We start from the raw sequence: 16,632 nt of genomic DNA on the forward strand, positions 1-16,632 counted from the left end.
CTCGTTCTCTCTCTGTCTAGTGACGGGGTTCGGACTACCAGCGGTAGTGCGCGAAGGCCTTGTTGGACTCGGCCATCTTGTGGGTGTCCTCGCGACGCTTCACGGAAGCGCCCAGGCCGTTGCTGGCGTCGAGGATCTCGTTGAGCAGACGCTCGGTCATGGTCTTCTCGCGACGGGCGCGGGAGTAACCGACCAGCCAGCGCAGCGCCAGGGTGTTGGCGCGGCCCGGACGGACCTCGACCGGCACCTGGTAGGTGGCGCCACCGACGCGGCGGGACTTGACCTCGAGGGTCGGCTTGACGTTCTCCAGGGCGCGCTTGAGCGCGACCACCGGGTCGGCGCCGGTCTTCTCGCGGACGCCCTCGAGGGCGCCGTAGACGATCCGCTCGGCGGTGGAGCGCTTGCCGTGCAGCAGGATCTTGTTGACCAGCGAGGTCACCAGCGGGGAGCCGTAGACCGGGTCGATGATGACCGGGCGCTTCGGGGCGGGGCCCTTACGAGGCATTCTTACTTCTCCTTCTTGGCGCCGTAGCGGCTGCGAGCCTGCTTGCGGTTCTTGACACCCTGGGTGTCGAGCGAACCGCGGATGATCTTGTAGCGGACACCAGGAAGGTCCTTCACACGGCCACCGCGGACCAGCACGATGGAGTGCTCCTGCAGGTTGTGGCCCTCGCCCGGAATGTAAGCGGTGACCTCGATCCCGCTGGTGAGGCGCACACGGGCGACCTTGCGGAGAGCCGAGTTCGGCTTCTTCGGGGTGGTCGTGTACACACGCGTGCAGACGCCGCGACGCTGGGGCGAACCCTTCAGTGCGGGCGTCTTGTTCTTCTCGACCTTGTCCTGCCGGCCCTTTCGGACCAGCTGCTGGATCGTAGGCACCGTTTCTCCGTTTTCTGTGTGCCAAGGCTTGGTGGAACTAACCTGCGGTGTGGCCCACACCCTCCGACCCACGCGGTCGGGCGTGTTGGGCCTTCTTCGGGGGAAGAATCGCGGAATCCCATGAGCTGCGCTGCGGCTACGGCACACACCGAGCGGGTGGAGTCTCCGCCGCGGCGGCCGATCTGCTGGCACGCACAAGGACCCGGGCACACCCCAGGCACAAGGTCAGAGCGTACCTAGCGCACAGGCGGCGGTCAAAACAAATGGAGCGCGCCCGGCCGGGCACGCCGCCGGGCCGGGCACGGGATCGGGCCGCCGCGGGGCGCGGCTCAGCTCCCCGAGATCCCCGCGAGCACCATGAGCAGGGCGAGCAGCGTCCAGCCGGCCACCGAGAACCAGCCCAGCGCCAGGCCCACCACCGCCAGGCTGTCGCCGGACTCGCCGGTGGCCCGGATCCGGTTCCGGGCCATGTGGCCGGTGATCACGGCGGGCAGCCCGGTGAGGCCGGCGGTGACCATGGTCAGGCAGCCGAGGGTCAGCGACGCCACCGCCAGGCCGTTCTGCCGGGCGGCCGGCGGCGGGGGCGGGTAGGGCGGGAGGAAGGTGTGCGGCACCACCGGCACCACCGGCACCGCGACGGCCGGGGCGGCCGGGGCGAGCGGCTGCACCATCGGCCCGGCCGGCAGGTCGGCCACCAGCGCGGCCAACTGCCCGTAGGTGGCGGCCTGGTGCGCGGCCGACATCCGCTGCTCGTACTCGGGGGCGGTCAGCCGGCCCTCGGCGTAGGCGGCCTTGAGCACGTCGATGGTGCGCTCGCGGTCGGTGTTGGCGGCCCGCATCGCGGACTGCGGCGTCGGCGCCGGCTGCCAGGGCTGCTGCCCGTACGGCGCCGGCGGCCCCCATTGACCTGCCACCGCGGCCACCTCCCCTTCCCCGTGCTGCGCGTGCCTCCAGCATGCAGGACGAACGGCGGGGGCGGGTAGTTGCCGGACCCGGCGGGCAATGCGTGGCGCACCGCCGAACGGGGGATGTCCGGGTGGGGGGAAACGATCATATGGTCGCGGTCGGAGCACTCGGCACCGCCCCAACGCCCCGCCGTCCGCCCCCGAACCGTCCCCGAACGGTCCGGACCGTCCCGAACCGCACCCGACCTGGAGGCCACCCGCCATGGAGGCGACCAGCCCGCCGCCGCCCGCCGTCTCGATCCGCGACCTGTGGAAGCGCTTCGGCGCGCAGACCGCCGTCGCCGGACTGAGCCTGGACCTGCCCGCCGGGTCGTTCATCGGCCTGGTCGGGCCGAACGGCGCCGGCAAGACCACCACGCTGTCGATGGTCACCGGACTGCTCCGGCCGGACCGCGGGACGGTGCTGGTGCACGGCGCGGACGTCTGGCGGGACCCGGTCGCGGTGAAGGCCCGGATCGGCATCCTGCCGGAGGGCCTGCGGATGTTCGAGCGGCTCAGCGGACGCGAACTGCTGCGCTTCAACGGCCGGTTGCGCGGCCTGGCCGGCGCGGAGACCGACCGGCGGGCCGAGGAGCTGCTGGCCGTGCTGGACCTGACCGGCGCCGCCGACAAGCTGGTCGCCGACTACTCCACCGGCATGCGCAAGAAGATCGGCCTGGCCGCCGCGCTGCTGCACAACCCCGACGTGCTGTTCCTGGACGAGCCGTTCGAGGGCGTCGACCCGGTCTCCGCGCAGACCATCCGCTCGGTGCTGACCCGCTACGCCGCCTCCGGCTCGACCGTGGTGTTCTCCAGCCACGTGATGGAGCTGGTCGAGTCGCTGTGCGACTGGGTCGCCGTGGTGAACGCCGGCCGGGTGGTCGCCGCCGGACCGATCGACGAGGTGCGCGGCACCCGTTCGCTGCACCAGGCGTTCCTCGGGCTGGTCGGCGTCCGGACGGACGACGGCCCGGCCCTCGACTGGCTGGGCGGGGGCCACCGGTGAGCGCCGTCGTTCCCCGCTCCCCCGACCCCGGTCCCGGCCCCGCCGGCCCCGCCGGCCCCGCCGCCGCTGCCGCCGCGACCGCCGCCGCCGATCGGGCGGCCGTCCGGGCGCTGGTCGCGCTGAAGCTGCGGCTGCTCCGGAACGGGCTGCGGCGCAGCCGGGGACTGGCCGTCGGGTACGTGGCCGGGGTGGCCGCCGGGCTGCTGGTCGGCCTGTCCGGCGCGCTCGGCCTGGCCGCGCTGCACGGCCGGGCCGGGGCGGCCGACGCGGCCGCGGTGCTGGTGGCGGGGCTGACGGTGTGCTGGGCGGCGATGCCGCTGTTCTTCTTCTCCAGCGACGAGAGCGCCGACCCGACCCGGCTGACCATGCTGCCGCTGCGGCCGTCCGCGCTGCTGCGCGGCAGCCTGCTGGGCGGGCTGGTCGGGCCGGGCCCGCTGGTCAACGTGCTGCTGCTGACCGGCGGCGCGGTGGCGGCCGGCCGGGGCGCGGCCTCGGCGGCGGTGGCGGTGCTCGCGGTGCCGCTGGTGCTGCTGGTGCTGGTCGCGCTGATCCGGGCGGTCGGGGCGGCCAACGCCCGGATGCTGTCCAGTCGGCGCGGCAAGGACCTGGCGATCTTCGGCGGCCTGCTGTTCGCGCTGCTGGCGCAGGCGGGCAACCTCGGCCTGCAGAGTTCGCTGAACGGCTCGCAGCCGGGCGTCGACCTGTCGGTGCTGCACCCGTACGCCTCGGTGGTGCGGTGGATCCCGCCGGTCGCCGCGCTGGACGCGGTGCGCTCGGCCGGGGAGGGCGCGTACGCGCTCGCCGCCGGGCAGCTGCTGCTCACCGCGGGGGTGCTGGCCGGGCTGCTGGCCTGGTGGTTGCGCAGCCTGCGGGAGCTGATGGTCAGCGGCGACTCCTCGACCCTGCTGGAGGGTTCGCCGGCGGCCTCGGCCCGGGCCGAGCGCCGGTGGCGGCTGCTGCCCGGGGGCCGGGTGGGCACGGTCGCCCAGCGGCAGCTGCGGTACGCCTGGCGCGAGCCGCGGGCGAAGGCGGCGGTGTTCACCGGCATCGGCATGACGGCGGTGATCGCGGTGCTGTCGGTGGTGCAGGGCTGGGGCTCGGTGTACGTGGTGGCGGTCGGCGGGCTGATGCTGGGCCTGCAGGCCGGCAACCTGTTCGGCGCCGACGGCTCCGGGTTCTGGATGGTCGGCGCCACCCTCGCCACCCGCCGGGACGCCCGGGACGAGCTGCGCGGCCGGGTGCTGGCGATCGCGCTGTACGCCGTGCCGGTGCTGCTGCTGTTCGGCCCGCCGACCGCCGCCCTGACCGGCGACTGGGACGACCTGGCCGCCGCCCTCGGCCTGGCGCTGGCCGCCCTCGGCACCGGGCTCGGCCTCGGCTGCCTGTTCAGCGTGCTCGCGCCGTTCGCGCTGCCCGCCGACGGCAACCCGATGCGCAACGCGGCCCCCGGGCAGAACGGCGCGGTGATGCTCAACGCCTTCGGCTCGCTGCTCGGCACGGCGGTGCTCTGCCTCCCGGTCGGCGCGCTGCTCGCCTTCGCCCTCCTCGGCCACCACCCGTCCTGGCCCCTGCTGCCGGTCGGCGCCCTGTACGGGACGGCCCTGGCCCTGCTCGGCGCCCGGGTCGCGGCGGGCCGGCTGGTCGGGCGGGTGCCGGAGGTCCTCGCCAGGGTGGTCGAGCGCTAGGCGTGACCGCGCGCCGGGCGTGACCGCGCGCCGGGCCTGACCGCGCGCCGGGCCTGACCGCGCGGCCCCGGCCCCCGGCGGGCGCCGCCGGTCCGCGGTGCGCTCCGGCATCATGGAGGGCGTCCCCTCCCCCGTCCCCCGCAGGAAGCAGGAAGCGCCGTGGCCAGCACCGATCAGCCCGTGGACGAGCTGGTGGCGGAGGCGGTGGCCCGGGTGGCGGGTGCGCCGGCCGGGGGGTCGGAGTTCGTGGTGGACGGGGCAGCCTCGCTGCTGGCGGCGTCGGCGGAGCGGTGGCCGGCGGTGAGCCGGGCGCTGCTCGGGGCGGCCGAGCGCGCGGTGGGCCGGTGCTGGGCGGCGGGGTGGCAGCCGGCCGACCTGGTGCGGGTGGCCCGGCGGGAGCTGGGTCCGGTGCAGGTCGCGCTGGCGGTGGACCTGATCGCGGCGGAGGGCCGGCGGTACCCGTCGGCGTCGTTGGAGCGGCGCTGGCTGGAGCAGTTGCGGGAGTTGGACGCGCGGCCGTGGTGGCCGTCCGACGAGGCGTACCTGTCGGAGTTCGCGGCCCGGCACCGGCTGGACCGGTTCGCGCTGGCCACGGCGGCGCTGGAGCTGCTGCGGGCCTGGTCGCTGCTGCCGCCGGTGCAGCCGGTGGGCCCGGCGCCGGGCGGGTCGGCGCCCCGGGCGAGCGCCCCGCGCGCGGACGAGCCGCGGATGCTGGGGCGGATCCGGGCGCTGCTGGCGAAGGCCGAGTCGACGGAGTTCCCGGACGAGGCGGAGGCGCTGAGCGCGAAGGCCCAGGAGCTGATGGCCCGGCACTCGATCGACGAGGCGCTGCTCGCGGCGGGCGGCGGCCGCTCGGCGGACGATCCGGCGGCCGTCCGGATCGGCGTGGACAACCCGTACGAGGGCCCCAAGACGATGCTGCTGGACGCGGTGGCGGCGGCGAACCGGTGCCGGGTGGTGTGGGCGAAGGAGTTCGGGTTCTGCACGCTGGTCGGCTTCGACGCCGACCTGGACGCGGTGGAGCTGCTGTACACCTCGCTGCTGGTGCAGGCGACGGCGGCGATGCACCGGGCGGGCAGCCGGAAGCACAAGGACGGCGCGGCCCGCACCAAGGCGTTCCGGCAGTCCTTCCTGGTGGCGTACGCGGCCCGGATCCGGGAGCGGCTGGCGGAGGCCACCGAGCGGGCCACCGAGGACGCCGCGGCGGGCCGCGCGCACGACGCCGACGCCGGGGCCGGGGCCGGGACCGCTCCGGGCGCCGCGCCGCTCCTCCCCGCCGGGGGCCTGCTGCCGGTACTGGCGGCCCGGGCGGAGGCCGTCGACGACGCGGTGGGCAAGATGTTCCCCAAACTGGTGTCGCAGCGGGTGCGGGTGAGCGACGGCGAGGGCTGGGCCGAGGGCCGGGCCGCCGCCGACCGCGCCTCCCTGCACCGGGGCTCGGGGCGCATCGCGCGCTGACCCGGCCCGGCGGCACCCCGAGCGGGGGGACGCCCGATGGATCTCGCGCGACACACGGACCGGGTACGGGGAGCCCTGCTCGGCGGGGCGCTGGGCGACGCGCTGGGCTGGCCGGTCGAGTTCCAGCGCCTGGACCGGATCCGGGCCGCGTACGGGCCGGACGGCCTGACCGACCTGGCGGACGCCGGGCGCGGCGGCCAGGTCACCGACGACACGCAGATGACCCTGTTCACCGCGGAGGGCCTGCTGCGCGGCGGCACCCCGCAGGACCTGCACGCCGCCTACCTGCGCTGGTTCCACACCCAGCGCCTGCCCGGGCCGGTCCGGGACCCGGACGGCTGGCTGTCCGGGCACCCGTTCCTGTACGCCTCGCGGGCGCCGGGCAACGCGTGCGTCACCGGCGTGCTGCGGAGCTACCGGCCGGCCGCGCCGTTCGGCCAGGACGGCCCGGTCAACCCGCACTCCAAGGGCTGCGGGACGGTGATGCGCTCGGCCCCGTTCGGCCTGGTCGGCCTCGCCCCCGGAGACGCCTTCCGGCGGGCCGCGGTCGCCGCCCAGCTCACCCACGGCCACCCCACCGGCTACCTGGCGGCCGGCGCCCTCGCCGAACTGGTCGCCCGGATCACCGCCGGCGCCCCGCTGCGCGCCGCCCTCGACGCGACGCTCGCCCGGCTCGACGCCGAGCCCGCCGGCCTGGAGACCGCGCGGGCGCTGCGCCGGGCGGTCCGGACCGCCGGGGCGGAGCCCGCCTCGGCGGAGGCGGTCGAGCGGGTCGGCCTCGGCTGGATCGCCGAGGAGTGCCTGGCCGTCGCCGTCTACGCGGCCCTGGCCGGGGCGGACGCCCGCGCGGCCCTGGTGCTCTCGGTCAACCACTCCGGCGACAGCGACTCCACCGGCGCGGTCTGCGGCAACCTGGTCGGCGCGCTGTACGGCCTGTCCGGCCTGCCCGCCGACTGGTGCGCCCTGGTGGAGGGCCGCGAGACCGTCCTCCGGGTCGCCGACGACCTGGTCACCTTCGTCCACGGCGACCGCACCACCCTGGCCGCCCGCTACCCGCAGCCCACCGCCACCGCCGGTGCCGCACCCGCCCCCGTCCTCGCCCCCGCACCGGACGACCCGGACCGGCGCACCCGCTTCCGCCGGCGCGACTGACCCGGGCGCGGGCGTCCAGGAGCCCGGGGGCGGCTCCCGTTCAGTCCCAGAGCGCCCCGAACGCCAGCAGTTCCTCGCGGTACTCGATCCGCGCCGCCCACTCCCGGGGCCAGGCGTCAGCGCCGTGGTGGGCGCCGGCGAAGGCGCCGGCCAGGCAGGCGAGGGAGTCGGAGTCGCCGGAGGAGACCGCCGCGCGGCGGACCGCGGCGACCGGGTCGTCGGGCAGCAGCAGGAAGCAGAGCAGCGCGCTCGCGAAGGCCTCCTCCGCGACCCAGCCCGCGCCGGTGCGCTCGCACGGGTCGGCGTCGACGTCGGCCGCGGCGAGCGCCGCGTCGAGCCGGTCGAGGGCGCGCAGGCATTCGTCCCAGCCGCGGGCGATGAACTCCTCCGGGGAGCCGAAGTGGTCCCGGGAGGCGAGGTCGCCGAGCCAGAACCCGTCGTAGCGGGTGCGCTGCTCGTGCGCGTGGGCGCGCAGCCGGGCGGGGAGTTCGGCGGGGTCGACGCCCCGGGCGAGCCAGCGGACGGTGAAGGCGGTGAGTTCGCTGGCGGCGAGCGCGGTGGGGTGGCCGTGGGTGAGGCCGGACTGCAGCTGGGCGGCGCCGGCCACCTGGCGGTCGGTCAGGTCGCGGACCAGGCCGAGCGGGGCGACCCGCATGTTCGCGCCGCAGCCCTTGGAGCCGAGGTCGCCGGCGTCCTGCCAGGGGCGGCCGGTGGAGAGCCGGAAGCAGGAGCGCAGGCAGGTCATGCCGGGGGCGCGGTCGTTGTCCGGGGAGCGCCACCAGTCCACGAACTCCGCGCGCAGCGGGAGTTCGAGGCGCAGCGGGACGAGCGGGCCCTCGGCGAGGGCGTCGCGCAGGGCGCGGGCGAGGGCCAGGGTCATCTGGGTGTCGTCGGTGACCCGGGCCTTCTTCGGGAGCGGGAGCTGCCACCAGTCGGGGCTGAGCAGCCCGATCTCGGCCAGGGTGAGGAACTCGGTGCGCTTGCCGATCGCGTCCCCGATCGCCAGCCCCAGCATCGCCCCCGTCGCCCGTCGCACCGCGCGTTCCCCCTTCTCCGGGTCAGACCTCGACCAGTAGCCGTTCGAGTCCGCGGATCACGTAGCCGGGGCGCCACTCGGGTTCGCGCAGCAGCGTCAGCCCGGGGGCCTTGCGGAGCAGCGCGCCGTAGGACTCGGTGAGTTCCATTCTGGCGAGCGGGGCGCCCAGGCAGAAGTGGATTCCGGCGCCGAAGGTGAGGTGCGGGTTGTCGGTGCGGCCGAGGTCGAGCCGGTCGGGGTCGGTGAAGCGGGCGGGGTCGCGGTTGGCGGAGCCGAACAGCAGGGCGACCTCGGCGCCGCGCGGGATGCGCGTGCCGGCCACCTCGACGTCGTCCAGCACCCAGCGTTCGAACATCTGCAGCGGGGTGTCGTACCGCATGAGTTCCTCGACGGCGGTGGGCAGCAGTTCGTCCACGGCGCCGCGCAGGCGGGCGAGTTCGCCGGGGTTGCGGAACAGGGCGAGCCAGCCGTTGCCGGTGGTGTTGACGGTGGCCTCGTGGCCGGCGTTGAGCAGCAGGACGCAGGTGGAGACGGTCTCCTGCTCGCTGAGCACCTGCCCGTCCTCGGCGGCCAGGACGAGCGCGCTGATCAGGTCGGGTCCGGGCGCGGCGCGCCGGCGGCGGATCAACTCGCGCAGGTAGGACGAGAATTCGAGGCTGGCGGTGACGGCGCGGCGGGCGGTCTCCGGGCCGGGGTGGAGTTCGAACATGCCGGTGATGTCGGCGGACCAGGGGCGCAGCAGGTGCCGGTCGCCCTCGGGGATGCCGAGCATCTCGGCGATCACGGCGACCGGCAGCGGTTCGGCGACCTCGGCGATCAGGTCGCCGCCGCCGGCGGCGAGCAGGCCGTCGACCAGTTCGCCGGCCAGGCGGCGGACGGTGGGGCGCAGCGACTCGACGGTCCGCGGCGTGAAGGCCTTGGCCACCAGGCGGCGGATCCGGGTGTGGTCGGGGCCCTCCAGGTCGAGCAGGCCGTGGTCGTTGAGGGTGTGGAAGGGTTCGTGCGCGGGGTCGGGCGCGGGACGGCCGAACTCCTCGTGGGTGAAGCGGTGGGTGTACGTGCGGCCGAGCCGGCGGTCCCGCAGCAGCGCGTTGACGTCGGCGTGGCGGGAGACGAGCCACTGCCCGGTCGGCTCGTGGTGGTGGACCGGCGCCCGCTCGCGCAGCGCGGCGTACGCCGGGTCGGGGTGGGCCACGAACGCGGCCGACCGCGGGTCGAAGGCGTCGCTCGCCATCGGGTCCTCCCTGCTCGTCGGGCGGCCATGCTACGGGGCACGGGGGACGGGAGACGGGGGGCGGGCCGGCGGTGGGCCGCGGCGGTCGGGCGGGCCGGCGGTGGTCAGACCGCGGACAGGTCGCCGTCCACCAGGCGGGCCACCAGCGCGGGCAGCGCCCGCGAGATCGGGGTCCGGATCACCTCGTGCGCGTCCGCGTCCAGGGGCGTGGGCTCGCCGTTGACGACGATCAGCCGCGCGCCGTGCTCCAGCGCGATCTTCGGCAGCAGCGCGGCGGGGTGCACCTGGAGCGAGCTGCCGACGGCCAGGAAGACCTGGCAGTTCCTGGCGATCGCGTCGGCCTGCTCCAGCACCCGCTCGTCCAGCGCCTCGCCGAACATCACGGTGCGCGGCCGCAGCACGCCGCCGCAGTGCGCGCAGTCCGGGTCGGGTTCGCCGGCCGCGACCCGGTCCAGGACGGCCGCCATCGGGCCGGGCGCCCGGCAGTCCGCGCACTGCACCTCGGTGGCGGTGCCGTGCAGTTCGACGACCTTCCGCGCCGGGAGGCCGGCGGCCTGGTGCAGCCCGTCGACGTTCTGGGTGAGCACCCGCACCGGGACGCCGGCCCGTTCGAGCGCGACCAGCGCCCGGTGGCCCGCGTTGGGCTCGGCGCCGACCGCGCCGGCGTCGCGCCGCATCAGCCAGGCCCGGCGGCGGACCCCGGGGTCGGCCAGGTAGGGGCCGATCGTCACCAGTTCCTGCGCGCTCGGGTCGCGCTGCCAGAGCCCCTGCGGGCCCCGGTAGTCGGGGATCCCCGAGTCCGTGGAGATGCCCGCGCCCGTCAACACCGCCACCAGCGGTCGCTTACCGGTCATGCCCCGGAGGGTACGGATTCCGCACCCCCCGGGGCCACCGGTTATCGCCGCCGGGGCGGGCGGGTCACAGCAGCCGCTTGATCTCGCCGCGGGCCCGGTAGAAGCCGCCGGACTCGGAGCGGCGCACCTCGGCGACCAGGTAGCGCGCCCCGGCGACCCGGACGTCCTTCGGGAACTGCACCCGCAGCGCGGCGTCGTAGCCGGGCGTGACCACCCGCACCCGCAGCCGGCCGCCCTCGGCCACGCACTCCACCTCGACGCCGGCGCCGCCCGCCCCGGTGGCCACCGCGCCGGCGCTGACGGTCTCCAGCGCGGCGCCCGCCACGACCCGCTCGACGCCCGCGCCGCTCACCTCGGCGGTGGCCGGCAGGGTGCCCTGCTCGGCGTCCCGCACGGCGCCCTGGGAGGCGTCCAGGCAGGCCAGCGAGCCGTCGGTGGTGACCAGGTAGAGCCGCCCGTCGCGGTACTGCATGCTGTACGCCGAGCCGCAGCCGGTGCCGAGCTTCCACAGCCGGGTGCCGTCGGCGGCGAAGCAGTAGACGGACGAGTGGTTGTCGCCGGCGAACACGAACTCGCCGTCGGGGGAGGCCGCGCAGGAGAACACCGCGGCGTCGCACTTGTACGCGGCGGCCTCCGAGCCGTCGGCCTTGCGCAGCCGGTGCACCCAGCCCTGCGAGGTGCCGGCGAACACCTCGTCCCTCTCCTGCCAGCCGAACAGCACCGAGCCCTTGGTGCGGGTGTGCCAGAGCTGGTCGCCGCCGCGCTTGGCGTACCGGGCGACGCCCGCCGACCAGCCGTGGTAGACCGACTCGGCGTCGCAGCGCACCATCCAGCCGGCGGAGCCCTGGGCGTTGCGCCGCCACTGGAACTCGTCCTCGTGGTCGACGGTGGTCAGGCCGCCGCGCTCGTCGGCGACGCCGAGCACGCCGTCGTGGATGTCCAGCCAGTAGATGTCGACGTCCTGGGCGATCTCGTACGCCACCCGCGGCACCTTGCCGCCGAGGTCGTACACCTTGCCGTCGTCGCAGCCCGCGTAGATCCACCAGTCGTCGGCGACGATGCACTTGACGCCGTCGGGCAGCCCGAACCGGCCGGTGACCTGCCCGTCGGTGGTCAGCGTGTAGACGTCGCCCTGCTCGTTGCCGACCCAGGCGTGCTCCTCGCCGACGTACACGCCGAACGCGGGCGAGCCGGAGCGGAAGCGCCACAGCAGCGGCGCCTGGCGGGCGGTGGAGCGGGTGGAGGTGATCTGCCGGCGGGTCACCGAGCGGCGCTGGCGCACGCCCCGGACGGCCGGGGCGTAGCCCTTGCGGACCTTCTCGCCGATCTTCTTGGCGGCCTGGGCGGCGGCCTTCTCGGAGCTCGCGCAGACCGTGGTCTTGGTGGTGCCCGGTTCGCCGATCCGGCCGTAGCGGATCGTCAACTCGGCTTCCTTGACCGTGACTTCGTAGAACTTGTGGGCACTCCCCTCGTCCTCGGAGAGTTCCAGGTAGGTCACCTGCGGGTCCGCGGAAACGGTGGCAGACATGGCCGACGCCCCTTTCGGGCACAGAGTTCGGGGGTGCCGGCGGGGTTCCGACCGCCTGCCGACACCACTCAACCTATGCCCTGGCACCGACAGTTGGCGATCAGCCGGTGCTGACCCGGACGTCTCCGGTGCCGGTCCGGGCGACCAGTGTCCGGGCGGCGCCGGCCTGCGTCGGGACGGACACCCGGGAGTCCCCGGTGTCGGTGTGCGCGTCGACCGCGTAGGCCTGCCCGGCGGGCACCGTCAGCCCCACGTCGCCGGTGTCGGAGCGCAGCTCGGCGCCGGCGGGCGCGGTCGCGAAGCCCGCCGCCACGTCGCCGGTGCCGGACTGCAGCCGGACCTTCCCCGCCCCCAGCCCGTCCGCGTCGATCCCGCCGGTGTCGACCTTCACCTCGACGTCCCCGGTGACGTCCCGCACCCGGACGTCCCCCGTCCCGGTGACCAGCTTCAGCTTCGTCCCGGCCGGCACCCGCACCTGGTAGTCCACGCCGCAGTTGGAGCAGCTGTACGACAGCTTCAGCACCCCGTCAGCGAGCGTGTGCACCGCCTTCGGCTCCCCGTTCCGCCAGTTGCGCCGCTCCACCACCTGGGCCGGCCCGTCCCCCGCCGTCACCCGGATCGCGCCGGTCTCCCCGCGCACCTGCAGCTCGGCGACCTGCCCGTTCACCTCGTACGACACCGTCTTGCGCTGCTGCTCGTCCCACGGCCCGCAGCCGACCGCCCCGACCACCAGCAGCCCCACAACGGCCGCCGTCCCCACCAACCGCTTCACCGCGGCCTCCCTTCGACTCCCCCAGTCTCCCGGCCCGCCCCCCGCCCCCGCCTCCCTCCCGGGTCTGGTTCCGCGACCCGCGACCCCCCAGGGGATCCCCTAATGGAGAACGCCGCAGGGCGGCCACCCCTGGTGGGGTGGCCGCCCTGCGGTCCGTACCGGAGGATCAGCCGGTGTACGGGCCGTAGTCGTAGTCGTCCAGCGGGACGGCCTGGCCCGAGCCCGCGCCGAACGGCGACAGGTCGTAGTCGTCGTAGCCGACGGCCGAGTACATCGCGGCCTTGGCCTCCTCGGTCGGCTCGACCCGGATGTTGCGGTAGCGGGGCAGACCCGTACCGGCCGGGATGAGCTTGCCGAGGATGACGTTCTCCTTGAGGCCCAGCAGCGGGTCCGACTTGGCGTGGATCGCCGCGTCGGTGAGCACCCGGGTCGTCTCCTGGAAGGAGGCGGCCGACAGCCAGGACTCGGTGGCCAGCGAGGCCTTGGTGATGCCCATCAGCTGCGGACGGCCGGAGGCGGGGTGGCCGCCCTCGGAGACCACGCGACGGTTCTCCTGCTCGAAGCGGCCGCGCTCGACGAGCTCGCCCGGGAGCAGCTCGGCGTCGCCCGACTCGATGATCGTCACGCGGCGGAGCATCTGCCGGATGATGATCTCGATGTGCTTGTCGTGGATCGACACGCCCTGCGAGTTGTAGACCTTCTGGACCTCGGCGACCAGGTGGATCTGGACGGCACGCTGGCCCATGATGCGCAGCACGTCGTGCGGGTTGGTGGCGCCGACGGTCAGCTTCTGGCCGACCTCGACCGCCTCGCCCTCGCTGACCAGCAGCTTGACGCGCTTGGAGACCGGGTAGGCGATCTCGTCCGTGCCGTCGTCGGGGGTGACGACGACCTTGCGGGTCTTCTCGGTGTCCTCGATCCGGACCCGGCCCTGCGCCTCCGAGATCGGGGCCACGCCCTTGGGGGTGCGGGCCTCGAAGAGCTCGACGACACGCGGCAGACCCTGGGTGATGTCGTCACCGGCCACACCACCGGTGTGGAAGGTGCGCATGGTCAGCTGGGTGCCGGGCTCACCGATGGACTGGGCGGCGATGATGCCGACCGCCTCGCCGATGTCGACCAGCTTGCCGGTGGCCAGCGAGCGGCCGTAGCAGAAGGCACAGGTGCCGACCGCGGACTCGCAGGTCAGGATCGAGCGGACCTTGACCTCGCTCACGCCGTGCCGGATCAGCTCGTCCATCAGGACGTCGCCGAGGTCGGTGTTGGCGGTGGCGATCAGCTTGCCGTCGACGGTGATGTCCTCGGCGAGCATGCGGGCGTAGACGCTGGTCTCGACGTCGTCGGCCTTGCGCAGCACGCCGTCCGCGCCGACCGAGCCGATCGTCAGCTTGAGGCCGCGCTCGGTGCCGCAGTCCTCCTCGCGGATGATCACGTCCTGCGAGACGTCCACCAGACGACGGGTCAGGTAACCCGAGTCGGCGGTGCGCAGCGCGGTGTCGGCCAGACCCTTACGGGCACCGTGGGTGGAGATGAAGTACTCCAGCACGGACAGGCCCTCACGGAACGAGGCCTTGATCGGACGGGCGATGGTCTCGTTCTTCGCGTTCGACACCAGACCGCGCATACCGGCGATCTGACGCATCTGCATCATGTTTCCGCGCGCGCCCGAGTCGACCATCATGAAGATGGGGTTCGTCTTCGGGAAGTTCGCGGCCATCGCGTCGGCGACCTCGTTGGTCGCGCGGGTCCAGATGCCGATGAGCTCGGACTTGCGCTCGTTGTCGGTGATCAGACCGCGCTCGTACTGGCGCTGGACCTTCTCCGCCTGCGCCTCGTAGCCCTCCAGGATGGCGGGCTTGCTCGGCGGGACGATGACGTCCGAGATCGAGACGGTGACGCCGGAGCGGGTCGACCAGTGGAAGCCGGCCGCCTTCAGGTTGTCGAGCGCCGCGGCGACGACGACCTTCGGGTAGCGCTCGGCGAGGTCGTTGACGATCGCCGAGAGCTGCTTCTTGCCGACCTCGTAGTCGACGAACGGGTAGTCCTCGGGCAGCAGCTCGTTGAAGAGCGCGCGGCCCAGGGTGGTGGTGATCCGGAACGGCTCGCCCTCGTGCCAGGTCGGCTGCCCGTCCTCGTCCACCGGCGGGGTCCAGCCGCGGGGCGGGACGGTGCCGGCGCCCAGGCGCAGGTCGATGGTGGCCTGGACGTCCAGCTCGCGGGCGTCGAAGGCCATGATCGCCTCGGCGGTCGAGGAGAAGGAACGGCCCTTGCCCTTGACCTCCTCGCGGTCCGAGGTGAGGAAGAACAGGCCCAGCACCATGTCCTGGGTCGGCATGGTGACGGGGCGGCCGTCGGCCGGCTTCAGGATGTTGTTCGAGGACAGCATCAGGATGCGGGCCTCGGCCTGCGCCTCCGCGGACAGCGGCAGGTGCACGGCCATCTGGTCGCCGTCGAAGTCCGCGTTGAACGCGGTGCAGACGAGCGGGTGGATCTGGATGGCCTTGCCCTCGACCAGCTGCGGCTCGAAGGCCTGGATGCCGAGGCGGTGCAGCGTGGGCGCGCGGTTCAGCAGCACCGGGTGCTCGGCGATGACCTCTTCGAGGACGTCCCACACCACGGGGCGGGCGCGCTCGACCATGCGCTTGGCCGACTTGATGTTCTGCGCGTGGTTCAGGTCGACCAGGCGCTTCATCACGAACGGCTTGAAGAGCTCCAGCGCCATGGCCTTGGGCAGGCCGCACTGGTGCAGCTTGAGCTGCGGGCCGACGACGATGACCGAACGGGCCGAGTAGTCGACGCGCTTGCCGAGCAGGTTCTGGCGGAAACGACCCTGCTTGCCCTTGAGCATGTCGGACAGCGACTTCAGCGGACGGTTGCCGGGGCCCGTGACCGGGCGGCCGCGGCGGCCGTTGTCGAAGAGCGCGTCGACGGCCTCCTGGAGCATGCGCTTCTCGTTGTTCACGATGATCTCGGGCGCGCCGAGGTCGAGAAGCCGCTTCAGGCGGTTGTTGCGGTTGATGACGCGGCGGTACAGGTCGTTCAGGTCGGAGGTGGCGAAGCGGCCACCGTCGAGCTGGACCATCGGGCGCAGGTCCGGCGGGATCACCGGGACGCAGTCGAGCACCATGCCCTTGGGCTTGTTGCTGGTCTGCAGGAAGGCGGAGACGACCTTGAGGCGCTTGAGCGCGCGGGTCTTCTTCTGGCCCTTGCCGGTGCGGATGATCTCGCGGAGGCGCTCGGCCTCCTCGCCCAGGTCGAAGGACTCCAGGCGGTCCTTGAGGGCCGCGGCGCCCATCGAGCCGGAGAAGTAGGTGCCGAAGCGGTCGCGCAGCTCGCGGTAGAGCAGCTCGTCGCCCTCCAGGTCCTGGACCTTGAGGTTCTTGAACCGGCTCCAGACCTCGTCGAGGCGGTCGATCTCGCGCTGCGTGCGGTCGCGCAGCTGCTTCATCTCGCGCTCGGCGCCCTCGCGCACCTTGCGGCGCACGTCGGCCTTGGCGCCCTCGGCCTCCAGCTCGGCCAGGTCGGACTCGGCCTTCTTGGCCCGGGCCTCCAGGTCGGCGTCGCGCCGGTTCTCGATCTGCTGGCGCTCGACCGAGACGTGCGCCTCCAGGGACGGCAGGTCGCGCTGGCGGCGCTCGTCGTCGACCCAGGTGATCATGTAGGCGGCGAAGTAGATGACCTTCTCGAGGTCCTTCGGCGCCAGGTCCAGCAGGTAGCCCAGGCGGGACGGGACACCCTTGAAGTACCAGATGTGGGTGACCGGGGCGGCCAGCTCGATGTGGCCCATCCGCTCGCGGCGCACCTTGGCGCGGGTCACCTCGACGCCGCAGCGCTCACAGATGATGCCCTTGAAGCGGACGCGCTTGTACTTGCCGCAGTAGCACTCCCAGTCCCGGGTGGGACCGAAGATCTTCTCGCAGAAGAGGCCGTCCTTTTCCGGCTTCAGCGTGCGGTAGTTGATGGTCTCCGGCTTCTTCACCTCGCCGTGCGACCACTGGCGGATGTCGTCGGCGGTGGCCAGTCCGATGCGGAGCTCGTCGAAGAAGTTGACGTCAAGCACTGGTCGTCAAGCCCTCTTTCGTGA

General features: G+C 74.0%; 13 protein-coding genes. 4 read left to right on the forward strand and 9 right to left on the reverse strand.

The features are described 5' to 3' along the window. Positions 1-34: 34 nt before the first annotated feature. The 3 genes from rpsG to ACZ3J7_RS23645 all read right to left on the reverse strand — a co-directional run bounded on the left by rpsG (position 35) and on the right by ACZ3J7_RS23645 (position 1,793). Positions 35-505, reverse strand: a complete 471-nt coding sequence (rpsG, locus tag ACZ3J7_RS23635; protein ID WP_030457432.1) for a 30S ribosomal protein S7 — start codon at positions 503-505, stop codon at positions 35-37. Positions 506-507: 2 nt separating this feature from the next. Continuing rightward, entirely contained in the window at positions 508-879 is a 372-nt protein-coding gene (rpsL, locus tag ACZ3J7_RS23640; RefSeq protein WP_014144289.1) for a 30S ribosomal protein S12, read from the reverse strand. A gap of 329 nt (positions 880-1,208) precedes the next feature. After that, positions 1,209-1,793, reverse strand: coding sequence for a DUF1707 and DUF4190 domain-containing protein (locus tag ACZ3J7_RS23645; protein ID WP_465624400.1), 585 nt, complete (start codon positions 1,791-1,793; stop codon positions 1,209-1,211). A gap of 253 nt (positions 1,794-2,046) precedes the next feature. On the opposite strand from ACZ3J7_RS23645, the gene ACZ3J7_RS23650 reads away from it, so the two are divergent. The 4 genes from ACZ3J7_RS23650 (at position 2,047) to ACZ3J7_RS23665 (ending at position 7,124) form a co-directional block, all read left to right on the forward strand. Further along, positions 2,047-2,829, forward strand: coding sequence for an ABC transporter ATP-binding protein (locus ACZ3J7_RS23650; protein ID WP_465624402.1), 783 nt, complete (start codon positions 2,047-2,049; stop codon positions 2,827-2,829). Beyond that, positions 2,826-4,514, forward strand: coding sequence for a transporter (locus tag ACZ3J7_RS23655; RefSeq protein WP_465624404.1), 1,689 nt, complete (start codon positions 2,826-2,828; stop codon positions 4,512-4,514). Before ACZ3J7_RS23650 ends, ACZ3J7_RS23655 begins: the two co-directional genes overlap by 4 nt. 159 nt (positions 4,515-4,673) lie before the next feature. Further along, a complete protein-coding gene (locus ACZ3J7_RS23660; protein WP_465624406.1) occupies positions 4,674-5,972 on the forward strand; it encodes a DUF2786 domain-containing protein in 1,299 nt (432 codons plus the stop codon). 36 nt (positions 5,973-6,008) lie between these two features. Next, positions 6,009-7,124, forward strand: coding sequence for an ADP-ribosylglycohydrolase family protein (locus tag ACZ3J7_RS23665; protein WP_465624408.1), 1,116 nt, complete (start codon positions 6,009-6,011; stop codon positions 7,122-7,124). A gap of 40 nt (positions 7,125-7,164) precedes the next feature. Here the strand turns inward: ACZ3J7_RS23665 and ACZ3J7_RS23670 are convergent, their stop codons facing one another. The 6 genes from ACZ3J7_RS23670 to ACZ3J7_RS23695 all read right to left on the reverse strand — a co-directional run bounded on the left by ACZ3J7_RS23670 (position 7,165) and on the right by ACZ3J7_RS23695 (position 16,608). Next, positions 7,165-8,139, reverse strand: coding sequence for an ADP-ribosylglycohydrolase family protein (locus tag ACZ3J7_RS23670; protein ID WP_465624568.1), 975 nt, complete (start codon positions 8,137-8,139; stop codon positions 7,165-7,167). 43 nt (positions 8,140-8,182) lie between these two features. Then, positions 8,183-9,394, reverse strand: a complete 1,212-nt coding sequence (locus ACZ3J7_RS23675; RefSeq protein ID WP_465624410.1) for a cytochrome P450 — start codon at positions 9,392-9,394, stop codon at positions 8,183-8,185. Positions 9,395-9,498: 104 nt separating this feature from the next. Beyond that, entirely contained in the window at positions 9,499-10,248 is a 750-nt protein-coding gene (locus ACZ3J7_RS23680; RefSeq protein WP_465624413.1) for an SIR2 family NAD-dependent protein deacylase, read from the reverse strand. Between the two features lie 64 nt (positions 10,249-10,312). Continuing rightward, positions 10,313-11,776 carry a WGR domain-containing protein gene (locus ACZ3J7_RS23685; protein ID WP_465624416.1) on the reverse strand — a complete coding sequence of 488 codons (1,464 nt, stop codon included), beginning with the start codon at positions 11,774-11,776 and terminating at the stop codon, positions 10,313-10,315. A gap of 100 nt (positions 11,777-11,876) precedes the next feature. Continuing rightward, the gene (locus ACZ3J7_RS23690) at positions 11,877-12,548 is read right to left on the reverse strand and encodes a DUF4097 family beta strand repeat-containing protein (RefSeq protein WP_465624418.1); all 672 of its coding nucleotides are present in this window, start codon (positions 12,546-12,548) and stop codon (positions 11,877-11,879) included. A gap of 166 nt (positions 12,549-12,714) precedes the next feature. Then, the gene (locus tag ACZ3J7_RS23695; RefSeq protein ID WP_465624420.1) at positions 12,715-16,608 is read right to left on the reverse strand and encodes a DNA-directed RNA polymerase subunit beta'; all 3,894 of its coding nucleotides are present in this window, start codon (positions 16,606-16,608) and stop codon (positions 12,715-12,717) included. Positions 16,609-16,632: the final 24 nt, after the last annotated feature.

The organism is Kitasatospora sp. NPDC015121, from assembly GCF_055562955.1.